Origin of the sequence: Chryseobacterium sp. SORGH_AS_0447 (assembly GCF_030818695.1) — a bacterium.
Classification (GTDB): Bacteria; Bacteroidota; Bacteroidia; order Flavobacteriales; family Weeksellaceae; genus Chryseobacterium.
In genome coordinates, this window is record NZ_JAUTAR010000001.1 from 87,030 (window position 1) to 100,959 (window position 13,930).

General features: G+C 39.3%; 16 protein-coding genes. 11 read left to right on the forward strand and 5 right to left on the reverse strand.

The features are described from left to right. Positions 1–182: 182 nt before the first annotated feature. The 6 genes from QE422_RS00395 to QE422_RS00420 are packed head-to-tail and all read left to right on the forward strand — an operon-like array spanning position 183 to position 5,041. The gene (locus tag QE422_RS00395; RefSeq protein ID WP_307454262.1) at positions 183–728 is read left to right on the forward strand and encodes an acyltransferase; all 546 of its coding nucleotides are present in this window, start codon (positions 183–185) and stop codon (positions 726–728) included. Continuing rightward, positions 725–1,561, forward strand: a complete 837-nt coding sequence (locus QE422_RS00400) for a glycosyltransferase (RefSeq protein WP_307454263.1) — start codon at positions 725–727, stop codon at positions 1,559–1,561. The genes QE422_RS00395 and QE422_RS00400 overlap by 4 nt, the downstream gene beginning before the upstream one ends. After that, complete coding sequence (locus tag QE422_RS00405; RefSeq protein WP_307454264.1) at positions 1,561–2,718, forward strand: glycosyltransferase; 1,158 nt, start codon at positions 1,561–1,563, stop codon at positions 2,716–2,718. The genes QE422_RS00400 and QE422_RS00405 overlap by 1 nt, the downstream gene beginning before the upstream one ends. Positions 2,719–2,720: 2 nt before the next feature. Beyond that, positions 2,721–3,284 (forward strand): DapH/DapD/GlmU-related protein, encoded by a 564-nt coding sequence (locus QE422_RS00410; RefSeq protein ID WP_307454265.1) that lies wholly within the window; start codon positions 2,721–2,723, stop codon positions 3,282–3,284. Next, positions 3,285–4,436 (forward strand): glycosyltransferase, encoded by a 1,152-nt coding sequence (locus QE422_RS00415; RefSeq protein ID WP_307454266.1) that lies wholly within the window; start codon positions 3,285–3,287, stop codon positions 4,434–4,436. It begins immediately after the preceding gene. A gap of 44 nt (positions 4,437–4,480) precedes the next feature. Beyond that, positions 4,481–5,041: a serine acetyltransferase gene (locus QE422_RS00420; protein WP_307454267.1), complete on the forward strand. Its 561-nt coding sequence runs from the start codon at positions 4,481–4,483 to the stop codon at positions 5,039–5,041. A 52-nt stretch (positions 5,042–5,093) separates the two neighbouring features. Here QE422_RS00420 and QE422_RS00425 read toward each other — a convergent pair whose 3' ends face one another. Both QE422_RS00425 and QE422_RS00430 read right to left on the reverse strand, forming a co-directional pair. Next, positions 5,094–5,696 (reverse strand): DUF2306 domain-containing protein, encoded by a 603-nt coding sequence (locus QE422_RS00425; RefSeq protein ID WP_307454268.1) that lies wholly within the window; start codon positions 5,694–5,696, stop codon positions 5,094–5,096. Positions 5,697–5,822: 126 nt separating this feature from the next. Then, positions 5,823–7,013, reverse strand: coding sequence for a helix-turn-helix domain-containing protein (locus QE422_RS00430; RefSeq protein WP_307454269.1), 1,191 nt, complete (start codon positions 7,011–7,013; stop codon positions 5,823–5,825). A gap of 227 nt (positions 7,014–7,240) precedes the next feature. On the opposite strand from QE422_RS00430, the gene QE422_RS00435 reads away from it, so the two are divergent. The 5 genes from QE422_RS00435 to QE422_RS00455 all read left to right on the forward strand — a co-directional run bounded on the left by QE422_RS00435 (position 7,241) and on the right by QE422_RS00455 (position 11,274). Beyond that, positions 7,241–7,906 (forward strand): carbonic anhydrase, encoded by a 666-nt coding sequence (locus QE422_RS00435; RefSeq protein WP_307454270.1) that lies wholly within the window; start codon positions 7,241–7,243, stop codon positions 7,904–7,906. A gap of 17 nt (positions 7,907–7,923) precedes the next feature. After that, positions 7,924–8,223 (forward strand): hypothetical protein, encoded by a 300-nt coding sequence (locus QE422_RS00440; protein ID WP_307454271.1) that lies wholly within the window; start codon positions 7,924–7,926, stop codon positions 8,221–8,223. A gap of 145 nt (positions 8,224–8,368) precedes the next feature. Then, entirely contained in the window at positions 8,369–9,961 is a 1,593-nt protein-coding gene (locus tag QE422_RS00445) for a SulP family inorganic anion transporter (protein WP_307454272.1), read from the forward strand. Between the two features lie 59 nt (positions 9,962–10,020). After that, positions 10,021–10,656: a carbonic anhydrase family protein gene (locus tag QE422_RS00450; protein WP_307454273.1), complete on the forward strand. Its 636-nt coding sequence runs from the start codon at positions 10,021–10,023 to the stop codon at positions 10,654–10,656. 192 nt (positions 10,657–10,848) lie between these two features. Further along, positions 10,849–11,274, forward strand: a complete 426-nt coding sequence (locus QE422_RS00455) for a hypothetical protein (protein ID WP_307454275.1) — start codon at positions 10,849–10,851, stop codon at positions 11,272–11,274. Positions 11,275–11,316: 42 nt separating this feature from the next. On the opposite strand, the gene pth is transcribed toward QE422_RS00455, so the two are convergent. The 3 genes from pth to QE422_RS00470 form a co-directional block, all read right to left on the reverse strand. Further along, a complete protein-coding gene (gene pth, locus QE422_RS00460; protein WP_307454276.1) occupies positions 11,317–11,880 on the reverse strand; it encodes an aminoacyl-tRNA hydrolase in 564 nt (187 codons plus the stop codon). Positions 11,881–11,967: 87 nt separating this feature from the next. Further along, positions 11,968–12,906 carry a hypothetical protein gene (locus tag QE422_RS00465; protein ID WP_307454278.1) on the reverse strand — a complete coding sequence of 313 codons (939 nt, stop codon included), beginning with the start codon at positions 12,904–12,906 and terminating at the stop codon, positions 11,968–11,970. Positions 12,907–13,009: 103 nt separating this feature from the next. Continuing rightward, positions 13,010–13,861, reverse strand: a complete 852-nt coding sequence (locus QE422_RS00470; protein ID WP_307454280.1) for a hypothetical protein — start codon at positions 13,859–13,861, stop codon at positions 13,010–13,012. Between the last annotated feature and the right edge of the window lie 69 nt (positions 13,862–13,930).

Consider the following 13,930-nt stretch of genomic DNA (forward strand, 5'->3'; position numbering starts at 1 on the left):
TACGATTTTTCTTCTTAATTCCGGATAAAGATCAGGTCTTTTTAGATAAGCAATGAATGTTTTGAGAACCCTTGATATTTCGCTCACTGTGTTGAATTTAAGGCACAAAAATAATATTTTTTACGGTATAATACAATTAATTATCTTTGCTATACAAATTGTGAATTAAATATAATCCCAACATGCTGCACCTTATTCTTGAAAAGCTTCAACGCAAAAAACAGCTTTCCGTACTCAGAAAAAATCCCAATACCTCTTTAGGAAACATCAAAATAGGAATTAACAATCACTTTATCCTGTCTGAAAAACTGAAAAAGGTATCAATCGGAACCTCGGTAAGCTTTAGAAATTACATTCATATTTTGGTGGAGAAGAATGCAAAGCTTATCATTGAAGACGGCGTTTTTATGAATAATTTCTGTTCGGTGAATTGTCTGGATTCTATTTCTATAGGAGAAAATACGCTTTTTGGAGAAAACGTAAAGCTTTATGATCATAACCACTGTTATACAGCCCTTCCCGAATTTAAAGTTTCAAATTCAGATTTTTCCACGGCACCGATAAAAATCGGGAAAAATTGCTGGCTGGGAAGCAATGTTACCGTACTTAAAGGAGTATCGATTGGTGACAACTGCATTATCGGTGCGGGATGTACCATCTTCAAAGATGTTCCAAGCAACACGAAAGTCTTTAATCAGCAGCAATTAATCTTTAAACCCGTTTCATGATAAAGTTTTCAATTTTAATTGCCAATTATAACAACGGAAAGTACTTTAAAGAATGCTATGATTCCATTATTGCACAGGAATACGAAAACTGGGAAGCGGTTATTTTGGATGATGCCTCCACCGATGATTCCGTAAGCGTTATCAAAAATATCATCGGAGCCGACAGCCGTTTCAGGTTTTTCGAAAATACAAAAAACAGCGGAGTCGGTATTACCAAAAGTAAGCTTATCGAACTTTCAACCGGTGACATTTGCGGATTTGTGGATCCTGATGATGCCGTCACTCCCACTGCTGTTTCTTCCAGCATTAAAAATTTTCAAAACAAAGAAGTAGTCCTTACCTATTCCATATTCATGAAATGTAATGAACATCTTCAGCCACTCTCAGCGTTCAAAACCAGGCAAGTAAAGAATAATGATCCTTACTTTTTTAACTTCCCTATTCAGATTGCCCATTTTGTATGTTTTAAAAGAAACATCTATCTCCAAACGGAAAAAATGAATACGGCGATGAAGATTGCAGAGGATCAGGACCTTTACCTGAAAATGTATGAAAAAGGCAAAGTTAAATTCATTAATGAAGTTAATTATTTATACCGATTTCATTCAGAAGGAATTTCTCAGAATGATAATAAGTCGAAATCTTACGAATATTTTGCACAGGTAATTTTCAACGCTATGAAACGCAGAAAATTAGAAAAGATTAATGGCAGAAAAATTCCTGACCAATATACCAATTCCAAGGAAATCTATGATCTTTTGGAATATCAGCACTCAATTTCTTACCGAATAAAGAAAAAGATCATCATTTTTGCACAACAAATCTTTGGTTAATGGCAGAAAAAAACAAAATAAAGGTACTTTTCAGGCACCGATCTATGGAAATGGGCGGTGTGGAAAAAGTAATGCTGAGCCTCCTTAATAATCTTGACAGGGAAAAATTCGAGATGACGGTTTGCCTCAACATTAACCAGGGAGAACTTCGGGATGAATTTCCGGGACATATAAGAAAAGTATATCTCACTCCTGGCAAAGAAGACTTCTCTAAAAACAATATCATCCGAAAAATCCAGCTGATCCGTAGAAATCTTCGATTAAAACAGATACAGAGGCAGCCTGCAATTGCCGATAAACTTTTGGGAGAACATTACGATGTTGAAATCGGTATGACCTACGGAGATTTTTCTGCAGTGCTCAACTCAACCAACAAAAATTCAAAAAAAATAGGCTGGTTCCATTCTGAAATCAACCTGCCGAAACTTCAGCCTTTAGTTCCCGGAATTCTGAAAAATTTTCCGGAATTCGACCAGATGATCTACTGCTCTCAGAAGATCAAAGACATGATGCACCAGTATTATCCTGAGCTTCAATATCCTCAGGAAGAGGTAATCATCAATGCCATTCCGGTTCAGGAGATCAGAAAAAAAGCGGATGAACCTATTACAGGCTTACCTGTTGGACCAGTGTTTGTCTCCATCGGACGACTGCATTCCAGGAAAGGCTATCATAAGCTCATCGAGGCGCATGCAAAGCTAATTGGTGAAGGGCTTCATCATTCGGTAATTGTCGTAGGAGATGGAGAAGAATTTCAAAATCTTAAACAGCAGATTGATAACAATAAAGCAGCAGATACCTTCATTCTTGCAGGAAACAAAATGAATCCGTATCCGTATGTGAAAAACGCGGATTACTTCATCCTTCCTTCAGAATCCGAAGCCTGGCCATTGGTGATTGCAGAAGCACTCATCCTTCAGAAGCCTGTGATTGCAACCCGCACCGGAGATATTCCGGCCATGATTGACCACGAAAAAACGGGCTTTCTCATCAATTATGAAACGGAAGAAATGTATAATGCAATGAAAAAATTTCTTACGGAACCTGAGCTGATTTCTGAAATTAAAAAGAATTTAGTATCTATTGAAGAACAATTCGACAGTCAGAAAATCTTCGATACTGTTGAAAATATTATCATTAATTTATCAAAAAAATAAGTATGATCCTTTTATATCGCGCCATCCTTAAAATTCATACCATGTATCAGTTCATGATACAACGGATCTACCTTAAAATCTGTCTTTCGAAAGGATTAAAAGTGGGCAAAAATGTCCGTTTTGTAGAAGTACCGCAGTTCGGAACCGAATGTTTCCTGATTGAAATCGGTGATGAGACCACATTTTCAAATAATGTAAGGTTCGTAAACCACGATGGCGGCCAGAATGCACTGCATTTTTTTGACAAGTATAAAGATGTCAGAACTTTCGGGAGGATCAAAATAGGTAAACAGTGCCTCATCGGAGCGGATACCATCATTATGCTTGGTGTGGAAATGGGCGATAACTGTGTTTTGGGAGCGGGTTCCATTTTAACTACGTCCATGCCGAAAGGAACGGTATATGCCGGAGTGCCTGCTAAATATATTTGTACAATCGAGGAATACGGAGATAAATTATTGGCCAACAACGTTATGTATCCCCGTGAATTAGAGGCGGACAGGCCTAAATTGGAAGCTTACATCAAAGAAAATCTTCCCTACAAATTTAAACCTGTACGAAAATAAATGGCTGAAAAGAAAAAAATCCTGATTCGCATCGGATCCCTTCGCCACGGCGGAGCGGAGAAAGTGCTGGTAACATTTCTGAAAAATCTGCCCGAAGATAAATACGAGGTCGATTTGCTGCTGAATCTGTATTCGGGAAAATATTTACCGGAGGTTCCAAAGTGGATCAATATCCTGTACCTTCACAAAGGAGAAATGATCACGACCAATCGCCCCCACGAAATACCGCGGAAAGCGGCCCGGGTGCTACACGAAAAGATCGTGAAAAGATTCCCGAATCTGCTTTACAAAAACAAATTAAAAAACAAACCATACGATATTGAGTTTGCGGCCATTCATGGCATGCGCGATGAGATTTTAGGCTCTCCCCTAACCGCATCAAAAAAAATTGTCTGGATCCACAATGACCTTTCCCAGGTTAAAGGCTACAACAATGACGAAATCCGGAAGTTTTTCGGCTTTGATAAAATCATGGTGATTTCAGAAAAGATCGAAAAGCTTTTCCATAGTCTTGCAGAAAACGAAGTGGAGAAAAAGAAGATTGTGAAGATCTATAATCCTCTGGATACGGAAGAATTTGTTTCCAGGGCAGAACAGCCGGTAATCAATTATCAGTTTGATGTTTCTGTGCCGACCTTCATTTCCGTTGGAACGGTATTTCCGCAGAAAGGTTTCGACCGTTTATTAAAGGTTCATAAAAAGCTGCTGGATGAAGGATTTCAACATAACGTCTTGATTGTAGGAGACGGATACGATTTTGAAAATATCAGAAAATTAAAATCAGATCTTGGGGTGGATAAGACGGCGGTGATGCTGGGATTTACAGATAATCCTTATCCTTATTTTAAAAATGCTGACTTTTACATTTTAAGTTCCCGGTACGAAGGTTTTCCGACAGTTCTTTTTGAAGCCATCACTTTAAAAAAGAAAATTATCTCCACGGAAGTATCCGGCTCTGCCGAAATGCTGAACAATGGCGAACTGGGATTGCTGGTTGAAAATTCAGAAGAAGGGATCTATTCCGGAATGAAGCGGGCCTTAAGCCATCCTGAAAGCTTTGAAAAGTATTCGGAAAATCTGAAATCTTATGAAATGCCCTTCACCCTCAAGAACTCCGTCGATAAAATCATCTCTGTTCTTGACGATCTCTAATATCATTTTATCTAACCTAACTCGGAAATTTTTATTTTTGCTGTATGGCTGAAAAATATTCTATCCTTCAGAAAGATTTTTTTAGGGAAAGCGGAAGATGGCTTTCCACTATAGAGATCTGGAAAAAATGCCTCAATCCCAATCTCCATTTTGTCTATGTCCTGAGAAAATCCCAGCAATACCTGAAGACTCCTTTACTGAATGTCTTCTGGAAATTCGTGCTCCGGCATTACCAGATTAAATACGGATTCCAGATCTACCCGGAAACTGAAATCGGCGAAGGGTTTTATTTGGGCCATTGGGGAACTCTGGTAATCAATCCGCAGGCAAAAATCGGGAAAAACTGCAATATTGCCCAGGGCGTTACCATTGGCCAGCAGAACCGCGGTACAAAAGCAGGTGTTCCTATTATCGGCGATGAAGTGTGGATCGGGGCTAATGCGGTAATCGTAGGAGGCATAACCATAGGAAACAATGTACTGATAGGCCCTAATGCCTATGTGAATTTCGATGTGCCATCCGACTCCGTTGTTATCGGAAACCCCGCTAAAATTCTCTCCAAAGCCAACGCTACGGAGGGTTATATCAACCGAAAGATACCGTAAATTAATTCATGTTAAGATTCAGGTTTACATATTTCCCATTATAAACCATACTTCATATCATCTTCCTGTTTATAAAATAAGCGATCAGTAGATTAGGCACCCAGCAAAGCCAGGCTACAGCAATATAAGAACCGTTGGGATCTCCCGTTATACTTTTTAACAGCGGTAATAAGATCCTTAGTGTAACAGCCGCAAAGGTACAGGCATAACTGTAAGTCATCCACTGCTGATGACGGGTGACACGGCCATTTTTTATACTTACCAATGAAATAAGGGTAGTTATCAGCCAGATAATTCCAAGACTTATAAATCCTGTTGCTGCGATAATCCCGCCATTGGCATAAAAACCCATATATACTGAAGAAATCGAACTTATAATTACGGCAATAATATAGATATTTCCGATTACCCGGTGCAACTTTATATATTTATTACGGAATGAGCTTCCGAATTGTCGCCAACCGATAAAAAGGGCCAGTGCTCCGAAGATTATATGGGCAAGAAAAGCGGTTTTCCAGATTCTGTTATAGAGGATTTCGGGAGCTTTGGAACCGAGGAGCGTATATTTTTCGTCTACAAAAGCATACAGTAAAGGGTATATACCGATAAGCAAAGCCAGTATTCCCATGAGTACAAATCCAATTTTCTTTGTCATAACTGTTCATTAATTTTTCTGTAAATGTGAGGATAAAATAGGTTTCTGCTGTTCCATAATGAAAGGCGGTACAAATTTTAATACATTTATAATCAATTCATTAATAAGACCCAAACAAGCGCAGGGTTATTTTATCTCCATCTGCTGGCTTTTCAGAAACTCTCTGGGCGAACAGTTCATGTATTTTTTAAAATTACGGTTAAAAGAAGTTTTTGAATTGAATCCGCTTTCAAATGCCAGTGAGAGAATCGTGAACTTTTCGTTTTCAGGCAGCAGCACAATCCTTTTGAATTCCTCGATGCGCTGACGGTTGATGTAATCGTAAAAATTTTTATTTTCAACAAAATTGATGGTCTGGGAAAGTGTATTGGGGTGAACATCCATCAGTGTTGCAACAGCATTCAGATTCAGTTCAGGATCTTTATACAGCATTTCTTCATTCATAAGTAAAGTCAGTTTCTTATAAATCTCCTGTATCGTTTCTTCACCGGCAAATGTTTTTTCATATCTTGAAACCTCCGGAAGCGGTTCATTTATAATACTTTCCTTTACCTCTGCTATTTCCGCAGCTGGATCCTCCAGAATTCCTACCCGGCTGATTCCGAAATAAGCAGCAAAAAGAATGAAAACAACCACCAATGAAAAAATCAGAAAATCATTTTTTATAGCAACGGCAATCCATATCACGGCAATTCCCGTAATAAGATAATAAACCCAATCCACAGTAATTCTTTCCCTGTTTGAATACAGTTCGGAAATTCTGGTTTTGTATTTTTTTACGGCAGCAATACTCAAAATTACATATAAGACTCCTGAGAAAATGATAAGAAGTTTCAGATAGATGCCTACCTCCTTGCAAACACCTCCCTGCTGATAAACAGTGAGCTTTTCTTCAGGAGACATGATAAAAAATTTCCAGAAAAAAAGATAGATCAGTAAAAACGGCGCAAGATGAATCAGCCAGGTCTTTTTACCGGGCCGGTGACCAGTAACATAGAGAATATACAAATAAAGCATCGGTCCATGGATTAATGGAAAAGGAATTTCCAACCCAAGAACAAAAGGAAACTCTACATAGAGTTTTGAAAAAAACAGAACGAAGAAAATAAGATGGATCCCTATGATTACAAACCACATGGCAAGTACGTTGTCCGCTCCTGTCTTTTTGGTTTTCCCCAGAATAAGAAGTGAAGAAAAACAGGCAATAATAACCCCTGCTACATAAAAAACGGAAGGTATCGAATATAAAGCAGAATCCTGCATCAGATCACGGTGTTGATTAAGCCCATAGCGCATTAATTTTATGAAGATATTCAAATCTTCTGCAAGATACGGCTATGATTGATTAAATATCCCTTAAATTCTTATATTGTAAAAATAAAGTGTAACTTAGAATATTATTTAAATATATTTAATATTAAACTTTGTTAAAAGTGTTTGCTTTTTCATCAAAAATTTTATTTTTGCATATTATTGATTTAGTCTATTGATTTTAAAAATAATTTAAACGAAATAAATAATTAGACCTTATAAAAATCTTATTTATGTCACAATCGTACAAAGTTATTTTTGAAAACAACAGGAAGTGGGTGGAATCTAAAATTACGGATAACCCGGATTTCTTCCATGACCTTGCAAAAAACCAGCAGCCCGATTATTTATACATCGGATGCTCGGACAGCAGGGTTACTGCAGAAGAACTGATGGGGGCAAAACCGGGAGATGTATTCGTTCACCGGAACATTGCCAACATAGTAAACACATTGGATATGAGCTCAACGGCAGTGATACAATATGCCGTGGAACATCTGAGGGTAAAGCACATTATCGTCTGCGGGCATTACAACTGCGGCGGTGTAAAAGCTGCCATGACGCCTGAAGATTTGGGACTGCTAAATCCATGGCTGAGAAATATCCGTGACGTATACCGATTACATCAGACCGAACTGGACGATATTGAAGATGAAGACACACGTTATGACCGGCTTGTAGAACTGAATGTTCAGGAGCAGTGCATCAACGTGGTGAAAATGGCCTGTGTGCAGGAACGCTATATTTTGGAAGAATTTCCTGTAGTGCATGGCTGGGTTTTCGACCTGAGAACCGGTAAAATTATCGATCTGGAAATCGATTTCGAAAAGATTCTGAAAGACATCCAGAAAATTTACAATCTTACCAGTTCAAATTGGGTAATGAGCCGAAAGAAATAGCTCAAAAATAAGGTGAAATGAAACTTTGGAGTATAGTTACATTGGTGTTTTTTCTCAACTTTACAGCATTACCGGGTATGGCTGCTGTATTCGGCTGGGATCTTACCAGGACCAATGTCGTAATTAACGAAGAAGAGCCGCATTCTCACCCTACGTCTTTTATCGTCTACGAAAAAGCACTTCCAAAAACGTTGGATGTTTTCGATTACCTGAAGTTTTTTGAACCTTCCAACGAAGAGAAATCTTTTGTACCGCTCGATGATTCCTTTCATCTTTCGCCTTTACTTACCTTATTTTCCCCGCCTCCGGAAGCTTAATTTCTACCGACTGTTTTTTTATAACTGTTTTTTACTGTTTATATCAAATACGGTATTAGTTATTCATGCCTTTTCAAAATTAAATTTTCATTTATATAACTGATTTATTACTCAATAAACCGGTTATCTTTCACAGCTTAACATCATGAAAAAAACATCATTAATTGGAGGAATAAAGGAGAATTTCCCTTCAGGACTCGTTGTATTCCTGGTAGCACTGCCTTTGTGCCTCGGAATTGCTTTAGCATCAGGAGCCCCGCCTTTATCAGGCATTATCGCAGGTATTGTAGGCGGTTTGGTTGTAGGTTCCATCAGCAACTCGAACATTTCGGTTTCAGGACCTGCCGCAGGGCTTACGGCCATTGTTTTAACGGCCATCAAGGATTTGGGTGCGTTTGAACTTTTCCTATGTGCCGGAATCATTGCAGGGCTGATCCAGCTGGTTTTAGGATTCATCAGAGCCGGGAGCATTTCCAATTACTTTCCGAATAACGTTATCGAAGGCATGCTGGCAGCCATTGGTATTATTATCATTTTAAAACAGGTTCCTCACGCGCTGGGATTCGATAAGGATTACGAAGGCCACGAGTCGATTTTCGACAACGGCCTGAACTTCGGGTATTTTACGGAATTATTCGGAGCCGTTCAGCCGGGCGCCATCATTATTACTCTGATTTCCATCGCAATTTTGATTACGTGGGACAAAGTATATGCGTTGAGAAGGATTAAAATGCTTCCCGGTGCTTTGGTAGCCGTCGTTACGGGAATCATTCTGAATGAAGTATTTAAAATGACCGGAAGCTCACTGGCCATTCAGCCCCAGCATTTGGTTTCGCTGCCGGTGCCGCAGTCTTTTGACGACTTCAGAAACCTGGTAACGATGCCGGATTTCTCAGGATTCACCAATCCGAAAGTTTGGATTGCGGGAGCTACGATTGCGATCGTGGCGTCTATTGAGACCCTGCTTTGTATCGAAGCTTCAGACCGTCTGGATGTTCAGAGGAGAATAACGGATACCAACCTCGAGCTGAAAGCACAGGGAATCGGAAACCTCATCAGCTCATTTATCGGAGGCCTTCCGATGACTTCGGTTGTGGTCAGGAGCTCTGCCAATGCCAATTCGGGAGCTACGTCCAAAGCCTCTACCATTATCCACGGGGTTTTACTGCTGATCTGTGTATTATCAATTCCCGTCGTATTAAATTTAATTCCACTGGCCACTTTGGCTGCAGTTTTGATTATGGTGGGATATAAATTGGCCAAGCCGGCGACGTTCAAACATTTCTGGCATCTGGGTAAATTCCAGTTTATTCCGTTTGTGGCTACGGTAGTGGCGGTGGTAGCCACCGACCTTTTAAAAGGGGTTGGAATCGGTCTTGCCATTTCGGTTTTTTATATCCTTCAGGGGAATATGAAGCGGGCTTATTACTTAAGCCGGAAAGAACTGGATGATGCAGACGGAATCACCATAAAGCTGGCAGAAGAAGTTTCATTTTTAAATAAGGCAGCCATAAAAAAAACACTAAAAAACATTAAGCCGAATTCCGCAGTAACCATCGATGCAAGGGGAACTTCCTATATTGCAACCGACGTTCTGGAAATGATACAGGATTTTGCCAACATCCGGGCCAAGGAAGAGGACATCACTGTAGAACTGCTGGGCTTTAAAACCTCATACCGGGATTATGAGAGAGACGAAGATTCCCATATTCTTGTAACGCATAAAAGAGCGATGTAACAATCCTCAATTAAAATTTTTAACTTTAAAAAAATATAATTCAGAAAATAATAAATTATATGAAAGCACATACACACGAAACCCAGTCCACCATTACTCCTGAAAAAGCACTGGACTTTTTGAAGGAAGGAAATCAGAGATTTGTAAATAACCTAAAGGCGAACAGAGACCTTTTGGAACAGGTAAATGCGACCCGCGAGGGACAATGGCCTTTTGCCGTAGTTTTAAGCTGTATCGACAGCCGTACATCTGCAGAACTTATCTTTGACCAGGGACTCGGAGATATTTTCAGCATCAGGATTGCTGGTAACTTTGTGAATCAGGATATCCTGGGATCTATGGAGTTCGGATGTAATGTAGCCGGATCCAAGCTCGTGGTAGTATTGGGACACACCAAATGCGGCGCCCTGAAAGGCGGACTTGACGCTGCCCAGATCGAAGGAATGGGAATGGATAACCTGAACCACCTCATTAATCATTTTGATCCGATCATCGATAAAATTATCGAAAACGGTGAAGAGCGCTCTTCTTCCAATGCTGAACTTCTTGAGAGACTGAATCAGCACAATGTAAAAAATGCCATCGAAGACATTCGTAAGCAGAGTTCTACCCTGAGAAGGCTGGAAGAGGAAGGAAAAATTAAGATCATAGGTGCAAACTATGATGTGGAGACCGGAGTTGTAACCTGGTTATAACAGATATTCTCCCTGTTCAATCATAAGAATGTTAACTTAGATAAATTGGAAATTAATTTAATTAAAAGTACAAGGAAAGGCCACCGATCGGTGGCCTTTTTATTTATTGCAGATAAATAAAAGATATGAACTTTACATCGCAGGCGATGCCTAAAATCATTACATTTGATCCTGTGAAATTACAGATCGCTCATGAAACCTACACGCACTCTACTTCTTATTGTTTTTCTTATTTTATTCAGCGGGTTGAGCCAAGCTCAGAAAGCAGTTAGCGACACTTTGGCGTATGCTAAAAAATTTGAAACGAATAAAGAAAAATATATCGGGAAAAAATTTTCCCTGCTGTTGAAAGATATGACCCAGCTCTCATTTAAAAAAGCAAAATCCGATATTAAAGAAGATACAGACAATCCTTTGCCCAGCACGTTATTCAGGTTTTCCGACAAGGATATTGATGCAGCCGGCCAGGTAACCTTGGTCATCAGATGGAAACCGGATGATACCCCGACCACTCCCCTGGAATTTTTCGAGCAGGAACACAATTACGGGTTTACGATCAACGAGAAAAACTTTTTTGAAAATAAGATTATTCAGAACATCGTTGTTTATAAACAGTAGACCTCCGTTTCCGGAGGCCTTATCTTATATATTGCGTTTAATTTATTTACCGTTGAATGCAGACATGGTATTGTTGATACCTGCAAAGACAAACGAAAGGCTTGCTTTGGAAAACTTCTCAATTCTTTCCGCCAGCTTTTCATTTTCTTCTTCATTCCACGCTCCCAGAACATAATCCACCTGTCTTCCTTCGGAAAAATCTGCAGAAATGCCGAACCGGAGACGTGCGTAATTTTGGGTCTGCAAAACTTCATTAATGTTCTTCAGTCCGTTGTGCCCGGCATCGGAACCCTTACCTTTCATTCTGAGCGTCCCAAACGGCAAAGCGAGATCATCGGTGACGATCAGCACATTTTCCAAAGGAATATTTTCTTTCTGCATCCAATAGCGCACCGCATTCCCGGAAAGATTCATGTAAGTATCCGGTTTCAACACAAGCACTCTTCTCCCTTTATATTTACCGTCTGCCATCCATCCGAAATTGGTAGTATTAAAAGGAACTTCCAGTGTTTCGGCAATTTTATCCGCTACTTTAAAGCCGATGTTATGACGGGTATTTTCGTATTCGGCGCCTTTGTTTCCCAGCCCGACTATTAAATATTTCATCGCGAAATTTTTTGCAAAATTAAGGCATTCAAAATAAAAAAGCCCAATCCTGAAAGATTGAGCTTCGATATTATTTAAAATTATTTCTTACAAAGGTTTGTAGATATAGTTTACACCGTATCCTCTTCTCATATAGGTCTGGGCATCGTAGTTATAATTGGTTGAAAAGATAACCGGAGTCGGGATAGGCTGGGCAAGATCCGTAACCGAATATCTTGTCGGGCTGTTTGGTGATAAGATCCAGCTCTTCACATCATTATAATCTGTAGACAACAGTCTTGAGATTTTATACACATTCGGAAGCAGTGTAAAAGGATTAATCTGTGTATCATAATTAGTGTACTCATACCCTAATTTTGCAGTCGCTGAACCAAATACACCTCCGCTTATCGGTCCGTAATGTCTGGTAACTTTAGAAACATTATCCCCAACATACTCGTATTTTGTTTTGGAGTAACCTGTGTAAGCAAAAGGCGTCCCTGAAACATCCGGACCATTTCTCATAATGATAGAGTCCAGTTTTGCCGTTGTTGCAGAATATTTTATTCCGTAAAGGGCTTTTGTCTTTTTATAAAGGGTTTGTGGCCCCGGTGCCGTTACCGAGTAAGGGGCTGTAGTACTTCTTTTGTAGAACGAACGGTTTTCGGATATCGTCTCCAATCTACCCGTACTTCCATAAGTGAATTGCTGCGTATAGGTAATACTGTCCTTGTCCAGTTTTCCGTTTCCGTTCAGATCCAGGAATCCTCTGAAGTCTACCCTGCTGATCTTGTCTCCGCTCCATGCAATATCTGCCGTAGAATTCATACTGTCGGTTACTACTTTAGACAACTGAAGGCCATTGTAATAATACGTCGCCAATGTATCTGAATCCGTGATTTCTCTGTATAAAGCTCTCGGACCGTTAAGTCCTGTATTGCCATTAATATCCACCAGCGGATCTCCGTTCTCATCCATCACTTCTTTACAAGAATGCACTGAAGAGATACCTACCAGTATTAAAATAAAATAAAAAAGTCGTTTCATTCCAAAAGGGGATTATTTATTTTGTCAAAAATATAATTTTTTTTTGAATAAAAAGTATCTTTTTACTCATATAACGATAAAACTATTAAAAGATAATTCTCCTTTATAACGCTTTATATAGGTATTTAATTGTCTGGTTCATATCTGAAGCCGGATAATTTTGAGAATCATAAACGTAGCCCTTCAGGTAAGTAAGCGATGGGCCGGAAGGGCTCTGCATCGTGATCTTTCCTACATTATTGGTAGAAAGCATATAGGCATTCATCTGCGTGAGCGTAGAAGCGACCATGAAATATTCTTTCGGTAAAGTAGTGTAAGGATTTACCTTGGCATCATAGTTATCAAAATAATATACCGTAGTTGAAGCAGTAGAAGTATCGGGATTTCCGCCGCTCATCATCATTCTTACATAATCCAGCTTTACAATATTACTTGCAGAATAGGTAAACTTCATTTCGTTATAAAAAGAATAGGAAGAACTTCCGCCCACTTTTTTCTTTTCCACAATCCGGTATAAGCTTCCGCCGGCATCATAATATACGGTAAAATCACTGTGATTCACAGAACCCATAATCGACTGATCCATGGTAAATGAAGAAAGTTTTCCGCTTGTATAAGTCAATGCATACAGATTATCCGTTGCATGAGGGTTTGAATTATCCTGAATTTTAATCTGCGAAATGGTAGATCCGGTATACGTTACCGTGGAAGCAGTTGCATTCGTAGAAGTGGCATCTCTTACATATACCTGGGAAAGCATTCCTCCACTTGTCACATACTCTTCAAGATCTTTACTGCCGTTGTTAATCTTGCTCAGAATTCTCGGTCCGGTAATCGTAGCCGTAGAAGAAGTATTGTTATTCTGATTCGGCGGATCTTCTGTGGTGTTGTCACAAGACACGACAAAACCTAATGCCAGAGCTGCCAGAGAAGAAAGAAAGTATTTTTTTGCCATAAATTATTAATTTTTAACGTTGTCAAATATAATTTATTTTCATTTACTATTTCGTTAAATTCATAAATA